At 55.0% G+C, this 14,135-nt stretch carries 17 protein-coding genes; 8 read left to right on the top strand and 9 right to left on the bottom strand.

Going from position 1 to position 14,135, the window contains the following annotated elements; translation table 11 throughout:
• Window positions 1-218: 218 nt before the first annotated feature.
• Window positions 219-578, bottom strand: a complete 360-nt coding sequence (locus BC440_RS05545; protein ID WP_063094715.1) for a GFA family protein — start codon at window positions 576-578, stop codon at window positions 219-221.
• A gap of 14 nt (window positions 579-592) precedes the next feature.
• Window positions 593-1,384, bottom strand: coding sequence for a helix-turn-helix transcriptional regulator (locus BC440_RS05540; RefSeq protein WP_007090174.1), 792 nt, complete (start codon window positions 1,382-1,384; stop codon window positions 593-595).
• A 138-nt stretch (window positions 1,385-1,522) separates the two neighbouring features.
• Between BC440_RS05540 and BC440_RS05535 the strand changes: the two genes are divergently transcribed.
• Both BC440_RS05535 and BC440_RS05530 read left to right on the top strand, forming a co-directional pair.
• Window positions 1,523-2,809: an MFS transporter gene (locus tag BC440_RS05535; RefSeq protein WP_139189975.1), complete on the top strand. Its 1,287-nt coding sequence runs from the start codon at window positions 1,523-1,525 to the stop codon at window positions 2,807-2,809.
• Window positions 2,810-2,979: 170 nt separating this feature from the next.
• Window positions 2,980-4,962 (top strand): bifunctional 2',3'-cyclic-nucleotide 2'-phosphodiesterase/3'-nucleotidase, encoded by a 1,983-nt coding sequence (locus BC440_RS05530; protein ID WP_065701778.1) that lies wholly within the window; start codon window positions 2,980-2,982, stop codon window positions 4,960-4,962.
• Window positions 4,963-5,058: 96 nt separating this feature from the next.
• On the opposite strand, the gene BC440_RS05525 is transcribed toward BC440_RS05530, so the two are convergent.
• On the bottom strand, window positions 5,059-5,499 hold the full coding sequence (locus BC440_RS05525; RefSeq protein ID WP_007090171.1) for a GcrA family cell cycle regulator: 441 nt from the start codon (window positions 5,497-5,499) through the stop codon (window positions 5,059-5,061).
• A 224-nt stretch (window positions 5,500-5,723) separates the two neighbouring features.
• On the opposite strand from BC440_RS05525, the gene BC440_RS05520 reads away from it, so the two are divergent.
• The 3 genes from BC440_RS05520 to BC440_RS05510 all read left to right on the top strand — a co-directional run bounded on the left by BC440_RS05520 (window position 5,724) and on the right by BC440_RS05510 (window position 7,569).
• Window positions 5,724-6,386: an NnrU family protein gene (locus BC440_RS05520; RefSeq protein ID WP_007090170.1), complete on the top strand. Its 663-nt coding sequence runs from the start codon at window positions 5,724-5,726 to the stop codon at window positions 6,384-6,386.
• Between the two features lie 135 nt (window positions 6,387-6,521).
• The gene (locus BC440_RS05515; RefSeq protein ID WP_065701777.1) at window positions 6,522-6,983 is read left to right on the top strand and encodes a hypothetical protein; all 462 of its coding nucleotides are present in this window, start codon (window positions 6,522-6,524) and stop codon (window positions 6,981-6,983) included.
• A 106-nt stretch (window positions 6,984-7,089) separates the two neighbouring features.
• Window positions 7,090-7,569, top strand: a complete 480-nt coding sequence (locus BC440_RS05510) for a hypothetical protein (protein ID WP_065701776.1) — start codon at window positions 7,090-7,092, stop codon at window positions 7,567-7,569.
• Window positions 7,570-7,607: 38 nt separating this feature from the next.
• Here BC440_RS05510 and BC440_RS05505 read toward each other — a convergent pair whose 3' ends face one another.
• From BC440_RS05505 to BC440_RS05490, 5 genes are all read right to left on the bottom strand, one after another.
• Entirely contained in the window at window positions 7,608-8,471 is an 864-nt protein-coding gene (locus BC440_RS05505) for an NUDIX hydrolase family protein (RefSeq protein ID WP_065701775.1), read from the bottom strand.
• An 80-nt stretch (window positions 8,472-8,551) separates the two neighbouring features.
• Window positions 8,552-8,878: a hypothetical protein gene (locus BC440_RS05500; RefSeq protein WP_007090166.1), complete on the bottom strand. Its 327-nt coding sequence runs from the start codon at window positions 8,876-8,878 to the stop codon at window positions 8,552-8,554.
• 196 nt (window positions 8,879-9,074) lie between these two features.
• Entirely contained in the window at window positions 9,075-9,197 is a 123-nt protein-coding gene (locus tag BC440_RS23605; protein ID WP_255414996.1) for a hypothetical protein, read from the bottom strand.
• A gap of 105 nt (window positions 9,198-9,302) precedes the next feature.
• Window positions 9,303-9,485 carry a hypothetical protein gene (locus tag BC440_RS05495; protein ID WP_110252548.1) on the bottom strand — a complete coding sequence of 61 codons (183 nt, stop codon included), beginning with the start codon at window positions 9,483-9,485 and terminating at the stop codon, window positions 9,303-9,305.
• Window positions 9,486-9,513: 28 nt separating this feature from the next.
• Window positions 9,514-10,542, bottom strand: a complete 1,029-nt coding sequence (locus BC440_RS05490; protein ID WP_037987483.1) for a M23 family metallopeptidase — start codon at window positions 10,540-10,542, stop codon at window positions 9,514-9,516.
• A 273-nt stretch (window positions 10,543-10,815) separates the two neighbouring features.
• On the opposite strand from BC440_RS05490, the gene BC440_RS05485 reads away from it, so the two are divergent.
• A complete protein-coding gene (locus tag BC440_RS05485) occupies window positions 10,816-11,544 on the top strand; it encodes a sterol desaturase family protein (protein ID WP_247643532.1) in 729 nt (242 codons plus the stop codon).
• 12 nt (window positions 11,545-11,556) lie between these two features.
• Here BC440_RS05485 and BC440_RS05480 read toward each other — a convergent pair whose 3' ends face one another.
• Window positions 11,557-12,348: a class I SAM-dependent methyltransferase gene (locus BC440_RS05480; RefSeq protein WP_065701773.1), complete on the bottom strand. Its 792-nt coding sequence runs from the start codon at window positions 12,346-12,348 to the stop codon at window positions 11,557-11,559.
• 233 nt (window positions 12,349-12,581) lie between these two features.
• Between BC440_RS05480 and BC440_RS05475 the strand changes: the two genes are divergently transcribed.
• The gene (locus tag BC440_RS05475) at window positions 12,582-13,019 is read left to right on the top strand and encodes a MaoC family dehydratase (protein ID WP_037987282.1); all 438 of its coding nucleotides are present in this window, start codon (window positions 12,582-12,584) and stop codon (window positions 13,017-13,019) included.
• Window positions 13,020-13,140: 121 nt separating this feature from the next.
• Entirely contained in the window at window positions 13,141-14,097 is a 957-nt protein-coding gene (locus tag BC440_RS05470; RefSeq protein WP_065701772.1) for a bifunctional riboflavin kinase/FAD synthetase, read from the top strand.
• The last annotated feature ends 38 nt before the right edge of the window (window positions 14,098-14,135 follow it).

Here is a 14,135-nt window from a genome sequence, read left to right as displayed (position 1 = left end):
TTCGGGATTACCCTGCATTTGGCGGGAAGGATGTCCCGCTTATCAAGCAGTACCCTGAATAAGTCGTATGAAATACTGAGATTTTTTCATATCAGGGTCGAGCGAAACTCAGTGGTCGATTTTAGGGATCGCGCGCAGTCGATACACCAATTTGTCATCTGTTCGCGGACCCGTCTGGATTCATGCCTTCGCAGGAATGATGATTGTGAGGGGGGTAATTAGTGGCTTTTGCCATCGACATGATGCGGGGTCAGGCTGCGCGGGTCGACATCGTCAAGGCAGTTGACGTTGATGGCGGCCATTTTGCTGCCGTCGGGCAGTTGGCCATAGGCAAAGCTTTGGATGCCGCAGGTTTTGCAGAACTGGTGACTGATCTTTTTATCGTTGAAAAGATATTCGGTCAGGTTCTGCCCGCCGGATTTCAGTACGAAATTATCGCGCGGCGTAAAGGCCAGAACCGATCCGAGTTTCTGGCAGCGCGAACAATTGCAAGTGATCGATTTATCCAGATCAAGCTTGTCGACACGATAACGCACCGCACCGCACTGGCAGCCGCCATTGTATGATTTTTCGCTCATTTCATCCTCCTGCGTTACCGGAAATACCCACCCGGCGTTTTGCCGGTGGCCTTGCGAAACATCGCGATAAAGGCCGAGGTGTTTTCATAACCGAGATCAAGAGCGACCTCGGTGACCGGTCGATGATGGGCCAGTTTTTCAAGCGCGTAAAGCAGGCGCAGCTTTTGCCGCCAGTCGCGAAACGGCATGCCGGTTTCGCGTTGAAACAGGCGGGCCAGCGTGCGTGACGATGCACCGCAATCGCGCGACCAGTTATCAAGGGTTCGGTTATCAGACGGATTGGCCTGCAACTGTTCGCAGATGCGCGCCAGGCGCGGATCCTTGGGGGCGGGCAGATGCAGGTTATCGTCTCTGGGCGGTTTAAGCTGATCAAGCAGCACGCGGATCAGCCGCCCCTCAGCCCCGGCTTCGTCATATTCAATCGGGATTTCGGTTGCGGCCCGGATCAGTTCACGCAGAAGCGGGCTTACATCCAGCACCGTGCAGCGATCCGGCAAATCGACCGGGGCATTTTTATCGATATAGATATGGCGCGCACGGGTGAAGGTGGCGTGACTGACGGCATGTTCAACGCCCGGCGGCACCCAGACCGCGCGCTGGGGCGGGACGACCCAGATGCCGGCTTTGGTGGTGACGGTCATGGTGCCTTCGATGGCAAAAATCAGTTGATGCCAGTCGTGACTGTGCGCGCCGATGCTGTACCCGGCGGGAAGGTCGCTCATGCGGACATAAACCGGACGCGGCAGGTGATCGGGCCGGGGACGGGAATGTTGCGGATATTTCGGGATATCCCGTGATCCATCCATAAGAATGTCCTGTTTGCAATATATGATGGCAGATTATCGCAAGACAGACGTGTGCGGCAACGCTAGTTTGAAGTCCTTCCAACCAAACAGATAAAAGCACGTGCCCCAATTGCCACCGGTTCCGTGCGGGGAAACATCATGTCCAAGGATTTACAACCGGAAACAAGCACCCATGCCGCCCCCATCGAGGTGCCGGGCAATCCCGATCTGTCGGGTGGGGCGGTTGCGCATAAGGGATGGCGCAACCCGGAAGTGCTGCTGATTTTCATGGCGGCTGCGATGCCGTTGTCGTTTTCGACATGGATGGCGTTGTTAAACAATTTTTCGGTCGAGATGGCGGATTTTACCGGTCGAGAGATCGGGATTTTGCAGTCGTTACGTGAAATTCCGGGTTTTATGGCCTTTACCGCGATTTTTGTGCTGATCATCCTGCGCGAGCAGACCTTTGCGCTGATCTCGCTTCTGGTGCTGGGCATCGGGGTGGCGATTTCGGGCTATTTCCCCACCGTCGTCGGGCTTTATTGCACGACGGTTCTGATGTCGATCGGGTTCCATTATTTTGAAACCATGCAGCAGGCATTGTCGTTGCAATGGGTGAAAAAGGACCGCACCGCGATGGTGATGGGCCGACAGCTTTCGGCGAAATCGTTATCGTCGCTGGTGATGTTCGGCATTGTCTGGGCGATGCTGGAACTTCTCGATGTCGAATATCGCTATGTCTATCTGTTTGGCGGGGCCTTGACGGTTATTGCCGCGCTGTTTGCCTGGATGGCCTTCCCGAAATTTGCCGATGCCCACCCGCAGACCAAAAAACTGATCCTGCGTAAACGGTACTGGCTTTATTACGCCCTGACCTTCATGAGCGGGGCACGCCGCCAGATTTTCACGGTGTTTGCCGGGTTCCTGATGGTCGAGAAGTTTGGTTATGATGCCGCCACCATTACGCTTCTGTTCCTTCTGAACCATGCGATCAATATGGTGATGGCCCCCAAGATCGGGAAGCTGATCGGCAAGTGGGGCGAACGCAAGGCCCTGACATTTGAATATATAGGGTTGTTCATTGTATTTGTGTCTTATGCCTTTGTCGAAAGCGACAAGCTGGCCGGGGCGCTTTATGTCATCGATCATCTGTTCTTTGCGATGGCGATTGCGATCAAAACCTATTTCCAGAAAATCGCCGATCCGGCCGACATTTCATCCACGGCGGGTGTCAGCTTTACCATCAACCATATTGCCGCAGTGTTCATCCCGGTGGCGTTCGGGTTGTTGTGGCTGATTTCGCCGTCAGCGGTGTTTTTGGCCGGGGCGGCGATGGCGTTGGTGTCACTGGTTCTGGCGCTGAATGTGCCCGATGACCCGGAGCCGGGGAAAGAGGTGGTTATGGGATATAAGTCCGATCAACCAATGCTGCGCCCGGCGGAGTAACAAAAGCCGCCTGAACTGGTGCAGAATTTCAATATGGAAAACGCCCGCGATCATCTTGCGGGCGTTTTCATTTGTGTTTGCCTTGCTATTTTCGCAAAATCTTCAAATCCTGACCAAACGAACAATCATAATGTCAGGCACGAGCATCGCTTCAACAGGGACCCTTTCACATGTCATATTTTCGTCTGGCCGGTCGTGCATTTTTTGGTCGCGCAGTTGCGGGATCAGTCTTGTCACTGACGGTCGCGCTTGCCAGCGGCACGGCATTGGCCGACAGCGCCGTATCGTTGCGCATTCTGGAAACCACCGATATCCACACGCATCTGGTCAATTACGATTATTATCGTGACAGTTCGTCGGATACGGTCGGTCTGGCCAAGGTCGCGACCCTGTTGAAAAACGCGCGCGGTGAGGCCGAAAACGTCGTCCTGATCGATAATGGTGACCTGATCCAGGGCAACCCGCTTGGCGATTACATGGCAAAGCGCCACGGCCTGAAAGAGGGCGAGGTGCATCCGGTTTACAAGGCGATGAACCTTTTGGGTTATGACGCGGCCAATATCGGCAATCATGAATTCAACTATGGTCTCGATTTCCTGGGCAAAAGTCTTTCGGGGGCCAAATTCCCCTATGTCAGTGCCAATGTGTTTGCCGATGACGGCGATAATGATGCCGAAAATGACAAACCGTATTTCCAGCCCTATGTGATCCTTGATCGTGAATTTACCGATGGCGACGGCAAAAAGCACAAGGCCAAGGTCGGCGTGATCGGGTTTGTCCCGCCGCAGATCATGCAGTGGGACAAGGCCAATCTGGAAGGCAATGTCGTGACCAAGGACATTGTCGAAATGGCCAGAAAATACGTGCCGGAAATGCGCGAAAAGGGCGCGGACATCGTGATTGCGGTGCCGCATTCGGGCCTGTCGACACTGGCACGTGAAGGTATGGAAGAAAACGCCACCTATTATCTGAGCCAGGTTGACGGCATTGATGCCATCCTGTTTGGCCATGCCCATACGGTGTTCCCGTCCGATGCCTATGCAAATATAGACGGTGTCGACCTTGCCAAAGGCACGATCAATGGTGTGGCCGCCGTTATGCCGGGCTTCTGGGGCAGCCACCTTGGCGTGATTGACCTGACACTTTCGGTCAATGATGCCGGGGAATGGAAGGTGACCGACAGCTTTTCGGAAGCACGTCCGATTTATCACCGAGAAGGCCGTGATATCACCCCGCTGGTCGATGCCGACCCGGAAGTGATAGAGGCGGTTAAAGAAGAGCACGAGGCAACCATTGCCTATATGCGCGAAGGTGTCGGTACGACGGTCGCCCCGATCAACAGCTTCTTTGCACTGGTGGCCGATGATCCGTCGATCCAGATCGTGACCAATGCCCAGAAATGGTATCTGGAACGTATCCTGAAGGGCTCGGAATATGACGGGATGCCGATCCTGTCGGCGGGTGCACCGTTCAAGGCCGGTGGCCGTGGCGGCCCGGAATATTTCACCGACATCCCCGAAGGCAAGATCGCACTAAAGAACGTTGCCGATCTTTATATCTATCCCAATACATTGCGGGCGGTGCTGCTTGATGGTGCGCAGGTCCGTGAATGGTTGGAAATGTCGGCCGTACAGTTCAATCAGATTGACCCGAACAGCCGGGAAGAGCAGCCGCTGATCAACGAGACATTCCCGACCTATAACTTTGACGTCATTGATGGGGTCAATTACCAGATCGATGTAACCCAACCGGCCAGATACAACGCATCAGGCGAGGTGGTAAACAAGGACGCGCACCGCGTCATCAATCTGACCTATGATGGCAAGCCGGTTGCCGACGATCAGAAATTCGTGGTTGCGACCAATAATTACCGTGCTGGTGGCGGGGGCAATTTCCCGGGACTTGATGGATCAAGCATCATCATCGAAGCACCCGATGAAAACCGTACGGTTCTGGCGAACTATATCCTTGAGGAAAAGGAAATCGATCCGAAGGCCGATGGCAACTGGAGCCTGGCCCCCATCGGGGAGGCATCCAAGGTGACGTTTGTCACCAGTCCCAAGGCATCCTCTGCAATGAACGCACCCGACAATATCAGCTTTGTCGGCGAGGACGAAAACGGCTTTGCCCAATATGTCCTTCAGTCGAAATAGGACTGGACCCGAAACAGAAAAAGCCGCCCATCGGAAGAGGGCGGCTTTTTAATTGGGCGTGCGCGAAGACCGTGAAGGTCAGCGACAGCCAGACTGTTACTTTTTGGGACCGTGCGACATATGCGGCGCATTCGGGCGACCCGGAACATTCCGCGGGCCGTCTTCGCGCGGGTTTTTGCCGTTCAGATAGGCGGCTGCGCAATGTTCGTCGCAGTAAGGTTTGCTCGGCACAGATTTCTTGCCGCAGAAATGGAAGTCTTCATCGCCCGGATCACCGAACGGCCAGCGGCACATACCGGCACCGAGATCAAAGATGCTGATACCTTTGCTCTGTACTTTCGGGGTCGGTGCCTTTTTCGGCTCACTCTCTTCGGCGCGGCGCTGGATCGGGGAGGGGCGCTTGGGCAGGCCAAGGCGGTGCGCCTTGCCAACGACGGCGTTTTTGCCAACGCCCAGTTCTTCACCGATGCGTGCTGTGGTCCAGCCCTGATTCCAGAGCGAGGTCAGCAGTTCAATCTTTTCCGGCGTCCAGCTCATTTCGAGTATATTCCGTGTTTCTTTGTCTGCCCGGTGGAAAATCCATAGGCAGGTGCTTATTGTCCGAAGTCAAACAGGGATACAGACGTATCCGCTAATATCACGCGGCGCAAGGGTCTTAGCCATTTTGGACCAATCGGGACCAGTTTGACGACCGGTTTGCTGCACGCGGAAAGATGCGCAATTTGCATGACAGCGCGTCAATGTAAAGGGGAGATCGTCATTTGACATGGTTTTTCGTTTCAGTCGCGGTGTTTATGGCGGGGCATATCGTGCCCGGTCTTCTGCGTGGTGCGATCACGGCAAGGATCGGTCACACGGCATATATTATAACGTTTTCGGTCACGTCGCTGTTCCTGCTGGGATGGGTGATTTATGAAGTGCGTCATGCGGACTTCATCGCGCTGTGGCCCTACGAAATCTGGCAAAACCATGTGACGCTGACCTTCATGCTGCCTGCCTGTATTTTGTGGGCTGCGGCGATTATTCAACCCTGTCCGTTGTCGATAGGACGAAAAAAGGGCTTTGATCCGGCGCGACCGGGGATCAATCGTTTGACCCGTCATCCGCTGCTTTTGGGCATGATGTTGTGGGGACTTGGGCATATCGTGCCCAATGGTGATCTGGTGGCTTTCATGTTCTTCGGCGGGGCGACGGTTTTTGCCATTGCCGGGTTCTGGCGTATGGAAAAAATCCGCGCCCGCCACATGGACGTGGCCGAATACAAGGCAATCCTTGACGGGACTCGACGGTTTGATGTCGCGGGGCTTGCCAAAGGCGCGCTTGGCTGGCGCGATATCGGGCTGGGAATTCTGCTTTATGTCGTGCTCCTTTGGGCGCATCCCTATGTCATCGGGGTTGATCCATCGGCGGTAATCGGCGGCTGAACCACCATTGACCGCATTTTGCGGTTGTGAGGTCTGATGCAGAAAACCTTGCCGCAATGCTTGAAGTTCCAAGGTTTCATTGGAATACTGGTTCGCAGAATGTCCATCCTGGACAGGTTATTTCTGTGAGGTGTTATGACGTCTCCTGAACTTGCGACCAATCTTGCCCGTTTCGCCGAGATGGAAGGCCGCCACCCCAGACTGCTTCTGGCGACGGCATCGTCGGCGGAAGAATCCCATCACAAGCATGTCGCGACCCTGTTTGCCGATGGCGGGTTTGACGTTGATATCGCCCCGAAAAATTCCGACGCACAATCGATTGCCCGTCAGGCGGTTGATTGCGATGCCGATATTCTGGTTCTGATCCGTTTGTCGCTGACGGCTGAAGACCGGGTGGGGGTAGCCGATGTGATATCGTCGCTGGCCGCCCTTGATGCGGAATATATCAAATTCGGCATTGTCGGGAAAACCGATGACCCGGCGCGTGACAATGTTGATTTCGTCTTTGATCTTGAACATCTGGGAACGGATGATTGCGAGGCGCTGGTCGGTTACATTCTTGAGATTGAAGAAGACCGGGTTGCGCAACATATATAAGGCGTTGCGATATTGCTTGCCGGCCGCAGGCAATGATTTTGAAACCCTTTGGGTGCATGATGGTTGCCTTGTGATGCGGGCAACCAAACCATAGCAGGAACGATTGATGGGAATGCTCAAGGAGACGCTGCTGCGCGTTTTCGTAGGAAAACGCGGACGGGAGGCCCTTAAGGCCTATGGCGATGCACAGTCCCTTCAACTCAATGATCCCGAACTGGCCGCACGCAGTGCTGCCCAGGCCAAACAGGCACGCCGGATCGAAGACCGCGCGATGGCCTATCAGGAAAGTGGCATGTCCTTTGAGGAGGCCCGCGCACAGGCCTTGGCCGAGACCCTGACAGAACAGTCGGATAATCCGCAGGCCGCGATCCTTAAGGCTCTTGAAGCCGCCGATGCCAAGATCGGCAAAAAGAAAAGCCGGATGCCAAGTGCAGCCGACGATGCGCGCGCCAAACTGATTTCCGAAGCATTGGTTGCCATCCGCAACAAGCAGGAAGATCTGGACAAGCTTGATCCGGAATTGCGCGCCAAATTGACCCTGATGGCGGTTGGGGCGCTTATGGGCGGTCCGCCGACCAAACAGTAAGTTTGGGGCGCTTTTGCGCGGGACAAATCAACAAATCCCTATCGGAAAATATTGCGATGCAGCCCGGTGGTCAGCTGGCTGTAATCCGGTTCATTGTCGGCGGTCAGGAAGCCGTGGCGAATCAGGAAATCGATGATCACCAGCGCGCAATTGAATTTGAAATCAAAACTGCTGCGTACGATTTCGGCAACCTCGGCCAAAGGCATCAATTCAAACCGTTCGACTTCGCCGTCCGCACATCGCGGCACGAAATCGGCGGGCAATTCCAGATCATAATTGACCATGACATCGGGCTTTAGCCCTTCGGTGGTTTCGTAAAGATAGGAAACGGTACCGACCGGTTTCAAATTTCTGGAGAGGTTTTCGGGGATGGCGGCTTCTTCGGCACATTCCTTGATCATGTTTTCAAGAAAACCAAGTCCGGTCGGCTGGCCGCCTGCAACCATATTGTCGAGCATGCCGGGATAGGTCGGTTTGTCCTTGGCGCGGTGGGCAATCCACATATGGATGCCATCATCTTTTTGCACATAGCCGTTCATATGCACCCCCCAGGACCGGAACCCGAAATAGGGCATGGCGGACCGATCCAACTGACACAGGGGATCGTGACCCAGTGTCGGGCGAATATCGAACCGTTCGCCATGCAGACGACGGATGACGCCCTGATCGCAAAGCGCCTTGGTGGCGGTATCGAGCGAACGGTTGCGATCATCAAGGGTTCCGATATGTGACGCAAAGCAAAATTCGCCATTTTCATCGCGGACAAAGTCCGGGCCAAGTGCGGACAGGGCGGTGGCAAAGTCCGGACGCAAGGCACCCAGAGACATTCCATCAATGCGGAATGGCACATAGCGCGATGGATTGGCGTTGTTGCAGGCTTTGATATGGTCAAGATAGGTCAAGACGGGCTCCGTCGGTTGGGGCGCACTGCAACACGATCATGTTGCAGTGCCGCGACCCAGACAGACTAAGCGTCCAAGGCCTAAGCGCCAAGGGCAGAGTTGGAATAACCCTTTTCCGATGTCAGAACCGTATTCACATGCACGATCTGACGCAGGCAACGCGCGATATGTTCGGCAACTTTGGTTTCGAGTTGCTGAATCTGGATATCGATCTGCAATTCGCTGAAACCGGCATGGCTGTCGGCGACGGTGGAATGCCAGCTTGCGGGGACAAGATTGCGTTTGGAAAACAGTTCCAGCACACGCGGCATAACATCGGGTTCTGCGGCGGCGTGAACGGCGAAACAATAAACGGATTTGGTCGGCTGCGCGCTTTCAAGCGGCGCGAGAAAGGCATGATCGGTCATGACAATGCACACACATTTTCATTGCATCCAGTAGGCGAAAAGACACGTCCCGGGGTCCTCAGACCACCGGGCTGGTAATTCGCGTAATGGCAACGATGAAAAGGCGGCGGTTGTTCATGAAGATGTTCTTGAACTTTCGGGTCGTTATCCCCGATTGGCTAACGACCGGTAAAATGACAAAGCGCTTGGATAAAGATCAGAGGATCAGGAGCGATGCAATCAGGGCCAGAATGGTGCCAGCAAACAGGATTTCCATCGAACGGGCGATCTGCTGTTCACGGGCAATGGCGATAGCAACGGCTTTGCGCTTATTCATCATTTTTACTCCGTCTTATGACAGGTATCTTTTAATGCACCACACGGTGCACGACTGAAATATATGCAGGCATATGGTCCCGATACAAGTGCTGTCCTGATAAAAACGTCAAAAAACTTTCAACCTGATGGAAAAGGCCAGCTTTTCTGCACCTGTTTTGGTCACAAATAACCAAAGGTTGATGGTGCGGCGCATGAAAAACGCGAGAATCGGAATTGGCACGTGGCTCAGTTGCTGCCGATTCCCGCGATATTGGCATGCTGTGCTGCGATACCCGTCGGCAATGTCCATGTTATCCGCAGCGTTATCGGCGGCGTTGTCAGCGAATGGCAAGCTCGGTGATGCCGATTTCCCTGGGTGGTTGGCCGGGGCGGGTAAAGGTGACTTCACCGCGATAGGCCCCTGCGGGCCAGCGATCACCGGGGCGGTTGATATTGACGTAAAACCACTTGGCGCGCGGGCCGTTATCGTTTTCGACATTGATGGTGAAATCGCGGTGTCCGCCAATGCCGTTCGGGCCATCCATGCTTAATCGGATGATATCGCCGTTGCTGGCACCAATCAGATAAGCCCAGAAAAACAGGCCGGGGCTTGAGGCGGGGAGTTCGCTGCTTTTGCCATAGCCGCGTTTAATGTCGGTGGCATTGGGTTTGGCCGACGAAAATCCCGACGCATAAAGCGTTATGGCGCGATAGGACATCTGTTCCTTGGCGGCCTCGGTCCAAAGAACGGCGTTACTGGCATTGCAATCCTGCGGGGTGACGGCACCCATCGGAGTACCGCTGAACGGATCGACCAGCTGGTTATCCTTGCGCAGGTTGAAATGAAGATGCGGGAAGGTGGCCTGACCGGACATGCCGATCAGTCCGATTGTCTGACCGCGTTCGACCGTATCACCTTTTTTCACCGCCAGCGATCCGCGGCGCAGATGGCAATACTGGCTTTGCCAGCCGTCATCATGGTTGATCAGAATGCCATTGCCGCATTCGATCCCCTTAAGCGCATCCCCGACCAGACGGCCGGCGTCGATATCCTCGACCCCGTCGCGGGTGGCGATCACGGTTCCGGCGGCAACTGCATTGACCTCGACCCCGCCAATCATGGTGGCTTCGTCAGGAATGGAAAAATCGGTTCCGCGATGGCCTTCATAGGTGGTGGTGCCACAGGCAAAATCACGGATTTCAGGGCCGGGATCGTGATCGACATAATGAACCACATCGCACTGGCCATAAAGGCAATCGACCGGCAGGTCAAAAGGCGGGCCATCAGCGCGGGCGATGGTCGCGAACGGCACGAGGATCAGAACCCCGAATAGCATTGCCGCAATACGTCCTGTCGCCTGACCCATCAAATCCTCCTGCCGGTGCCCCGCGACAACCGGTTCAGAAACGGTTTTTGGCAGGACTGCTTCGTCACACATCCTTCATCTAACATAATGGTGATGGACTTGCGATGGGCAAGGTACTGTATTGTTTCAATATCATCGACTATGACCATAAAGACACAGTCGTCGTTGCAGTGCGTGGTGTTTGGCAGGAACAAGATGGATCAACAGGCAGGGTTTTTAAGATTGGGCATCTTTGCCGCCATCCTTGTCGTGATGGCAATGTGGGAGGCGTTAATGCCTTATCGTCCGGCGGGTGGGTTGCGCAACCCGGGGCGGTGGCTGACCAATTTTGGTTTGCTGTTGATGGGGGCTGCATTAACCCGTTTCACCATCGGGGCCGCGATGATTGCCGCGGCCATTCTGGCCGGGCAGCAGGGCTGGGGCGTGATCAATCAGGGCGAGGAATTGATGAGCCTGCCCGGGTGGCTGAGTGGCCTGATTGCAATCGTCGCGCTTGATTGTGCAGTTTACTGGCAGCACCGCCTGACGCATATCGTGCCGGTTTTCTGGCGGTTCCACAGGGTGCATCATTGCGACATCGAATTTGATGTCTCGACCGCGGTGCGGTTTCACCCATTCGAGATTTTGGCATCCGCAATCTACAAATCGCTGTTTGTTGTTTTGCTGGGGGCCGACCCTTGGGCGGTGGTGATTTATGAAAGCATGCTAAGCGGATTTGCGCTGTTTAATCACGGCAATGTTCATTTGCCCGGCGGGTTTGACCGGTTATTGCGCCGATTGATTGTGACGCCTGATATGCACCGGGTCCATCATTCCAGCCTGATAGGCGAAACCAACAGCAATTACGGAAATATCCTGTCAGTTTGGGACCGGCTGTTTGTCAGCTATGTCGATCACACGCAAACCAATGATCATGACATGCAGATCGGACTTGAGGAATTTCGCGACAAACGCAGTCAAAGCCTTTGGTCGGTATTGTGGATGCCGTTTCGCCGGTCTTGATGTAATCGTCGCCTATTCCCCGACGATGCCACGCACAACCATGGCGGATGCGACCAGCGACCGGCGGCCATCATCCTTGCCCCCCAGATAGGACCGTTCGGTAGCGGTGCGCAGCTGCAGGGCCAGTTCCGGATCAAGATCGTTAAAGAAATCGCGGATCAGGCTGTGTGCCCCCAGAAGCGACTGCCAGTAATCCTCGAAATCCAGAAAATCCATGCGGATCGACAAGGTTGCGGTATCAACATCGCCCAAACCCGCATCGGACCAAAGATCAAACAGGGCGTCTTCGCTTTGATAGGGGATATCAAAAATCCTGCTGCGCAATTCATCGCCTGATGGATAGGCGACAACCGCGGCAGCATCCAGAAACAGCCGGATAAAAGATAATCCCCCGGCACGGTCCCAGACACTTGCCGCAATCCGCCCGCCCGGTTTCGTGACCCGGACCATTTCCGAAACAGCACCCGCCGGACCATCCAGATCGTTTAACAGCAATTGCGAAAAGGCGGTGTCGAAGCTGTCATCGGCAAAGGGCAGGTTGCTGGCGTCGCCGGTTTCAAAGCTGACATTCTCGGCAGCGCTGAGAAGGGCTTCGGACAGGTAATCGGGGATCAGGTCCACCCCGACAATCCGGGCCTTGGGATAGCGCGTGGCGGCGGCAAGTGTGAGGCTCCCGGTACCGCAACCGACATCAATCAGCGCACCGCAGGATGGGGCGGCAACGAAATCAAGGAAGCTGCGCGACAGGCGGCGGCTCCATCGGCCCATGGCGATTTCATAGATGTCAGCAGTGGTCGCATTCATGGACGTTTTCCGCAATTTGTTGTTCTGAGAGGCAGTTTGCACCGTGACGGGGCGTGACGGAAGTTCCCATTTGGGCAGGCATAGCCGATATGGCAAGCCGGTTAAATTACCCTGTTCAACCAATTATCCATTGCCGAAAAAAGAAAACACGAAATAATATTGCGAATGCTGCGGCGCAAAAATAAATCAGAAGTCAGACGTGGCGATCGAAAACAGGCAAGGAAAGTCAGGAAATGAGAGAGATGAACGGACTGGAAGGGCTGTATCTTGAGGATATCGAGATCGGCATGGTCGGCAGCTACGCCAAAACCGTCACCGAAACCGATATCGTGATGTTTGCCGGATTGTCCGGCGATACAAATCCGGTTCATCTTAATCAGGAATTTGCCGAAACCACGATGTTTGAAGGCCGCATTGCGCATGGCATGCTGTCGGCCGGTTTTATTTCAACCGTTCTGGGCACGCGTCTTCCGGGGCCGGGCACGATTTACCTGTCGCAGAATTTGCAGTTCAAGGCACCGGTCCGCATTGGCGATACCGTTACCGCAAAGGTCACGGTGCGCGAAATCATCGCGCCCAAGCGCCGTGTGGTTCTGGAAACCAATTGTTATGTCGGCGATAAATGCGTGATTGCGGGCGAGGCGATGGTGATGGTGCCGTCACGCCAATAAGCATCTTTTGTCGGAAAAGTCTTTACGCTTCGGGCTTGCGCGCTTTATAGCTGCCCGCTGGACCGTGCGGATATGCGATCTGCCGGCATGATGACGAGCAAAAAAAGAGAGACCGGCGCGGATGCGCGTTTTTCGATCTTTTGACAATCTGACAGATGACGCACGCGGTGCGGTCGTTGCGATTGGTAATTTTGACGGCCTTCACCTAGGCCATCAGACATTGCTTGATCATGCGCGCGAAATCGCCCGCGATCTGGATGCGCCGCTGGGGATCCTTACGTTTGAGCCCCATCCCCGGATGCTGTTCCGGGCGGGCGAACCGGAATTCCGCCTGACATCGGCTGATGACAGGATTACGGCGGCGTCTGATCTGGATATTGAGCTGTTTTTCGAAGCCCGCTTTGACCGCGATTTTGCCGCCATGAGCGCCGAAGAATTCATCGAGCGCATTCTGGTGAACGGGCTTGGTGTGCGCCATGTCGTCGTTGGCTGGGATTTCTGCTTTGGCAAGGGCCGGGCGGGAAATGTCGATCTGCTGCGTGCAATTGGCGAAAAGTCCGGTTTCGGCGTGACGGCGATTGAGGCGGTGACGCATGATAACGGGATCATCTATTCCTCGACCGCGATCCGACAGGCGCTGCGCGATGGCCGCCCGCAGGATGCGACCCATTTGCTGGGGCGCCCGTGGGAAGTAGCCGGTGTGGTGATCAAGGGCGATCAGCGCGGCCGGACGATTGGTTTCCCGACTGCCAATGTTGCACTTGGCAATCATCTGCGTCCGAAATTTGGTGTTTATGCCGTTCAGCTTGGCCTGATATCGGACGCAAATGACGAAACCGTTGAACGCTGGATCGACGGAGTCGCAAATATTGGTGTTCGCCCCAGCTTTGGCGGGGATGCGGATGCCGGGCTTGAAGCCCACCTGTTCGATTTCGATCAGGACATCTATGGCCGTCGCGTTCGCGTGCGTTTGCACGGCTTTATCCGGGGCGAACAGAAGTTCGACGGGCTTGATGCACTGAAAGCCCAGATCGCCGCGGATGTGATTGCCGCCAAAGAGATTCTCGGCAAGATTTGAATTTGTCGACGAACCCGTTATGATCCGCGCGCCTTTAC

The sequence above is a fragment of the Thalassospira sp. MIT1004 genome (assembly GCF_001858545.1).
Taxonomy (GTDB): Bacteria; Pseudomonadota; Alphaproteobacteria; order Rhodospirillales; family Thalassospiraceae; genus Thalassospira; species Thalassospira xiamenensis.
The sequence above is the reverse complement of the archived record's forward strand: the minus strand, read 5'-3'. Positions and strand labels throughout refer to the sequence as shown.

Excerpts from the sequence above, each read along its gene's own strand:
- BC440_RS05515 (WP_065701777.1), top strand. The coding sequence starts at position 6,522 with ATGACGTCTCCTGAACTTGCGACCAATCTTGCCCGTTTCGCCGAGATG.
- BC440_RS05535 (WP_139189975.1), top strand. The coding sequence starts at position 1,523 with ATGTCCAAGGATTTACAACCGGAAACAAGCACCCATGCCGCCCCCATC.
- BC440_RS05475 (WP_037987282.1), top strand. The coding sequence starts at position 12,582 with ATGAGAGAGATGAACGGACTGGAAGGGCTGTATCTTGAGGATATCGAG.
- BC440_RS05545 (WP_063094715.1), bottom strand. The coding sequence starts at position 578 with ATGAGCGAAAAATCATACAATGGCGGCTGCCAGTGCGGTGCGGTGCGT.
- BC440_RS05525 (WP_007090171.1), bottom strand. The coding sequence starts at position 5,499 with ATGAGCTGGACGCCGGAAAAGATTGAACTGCTGACCTCGCTCTGGAAT.
- BC440_RS23605 (WP_255414996.1), bottom strand. The coding sequence starts at position 9,197 with ATGATGAATAAGCGCAAAGCCGTTGCTATCGCCATTGCCCGTGAACAG.
- BC440_RS05470 (WP_065701772.1), top strand. The coding sequence starts at position 13,141 with ATGCGCGTTTTTCGATCTTTTGACAATCTGACAGATGACGCACGCGGT.
- BC440_RS05480 (WP_065701773.1), bottom strand. The coding sequence starts at position 12,348 with ATGAATGCGACCACTGCTGACATCTATGAAATCGCCATGGGCCGATGG.
- BC440_RS05485 (WP_247643532.1), top strand. The coding sequence starts at position 10,816 with ATGCCTTATCGTCCGGCGGGTGGGTTGCGCAACCCGGGGCGGTGGCTG.
- BC440_RS05495 (WP_110252548.1), bottom strand. The coding sequence starts at position 9,485 with ATGGACATTGCCGACGGGTATCGCAGCACAGCATGCCAATATCGCGGG.
- BC440_RS05510 (WP_065701776.1), top strand. The coding sequence starts at position 7,090 with ATGGGAATGCTCAAGGAGACGCTGCTGCGCGTTTTCGTAGGAAAACGC.
- BC440_RS05540 (WP_007090174.1), bottom strand. The coding sequence starts at position 1,384 with ATGGATGGATCACGGGATATCCCGAAATATCCGCAACATTCCCGTCCC.
- BC440_RS05500 (WP_007090166.1), bottom strand. The coding sequence starts at position 8,878 with ATGACCGATCATGCCTTTCTCGCGCCGCTTGAAAGCGCGCAGCCGACC.
- BC440_RS05490 (WP_037987483.1), bottom strand. The coding sequence starts at position 10,542 with ATGGGTCAGGCGACAGGACGTATTGCGGCAATGCTATTCGGGGTTCTG.
- BC440_RS05530 (WP_065701778.1), top strand. The coding sequence starts at position 2,980 with ATGTCATATTTTCGTCTGGCCGGTCGTGCATTTTTTGGTCGCGCAGTT.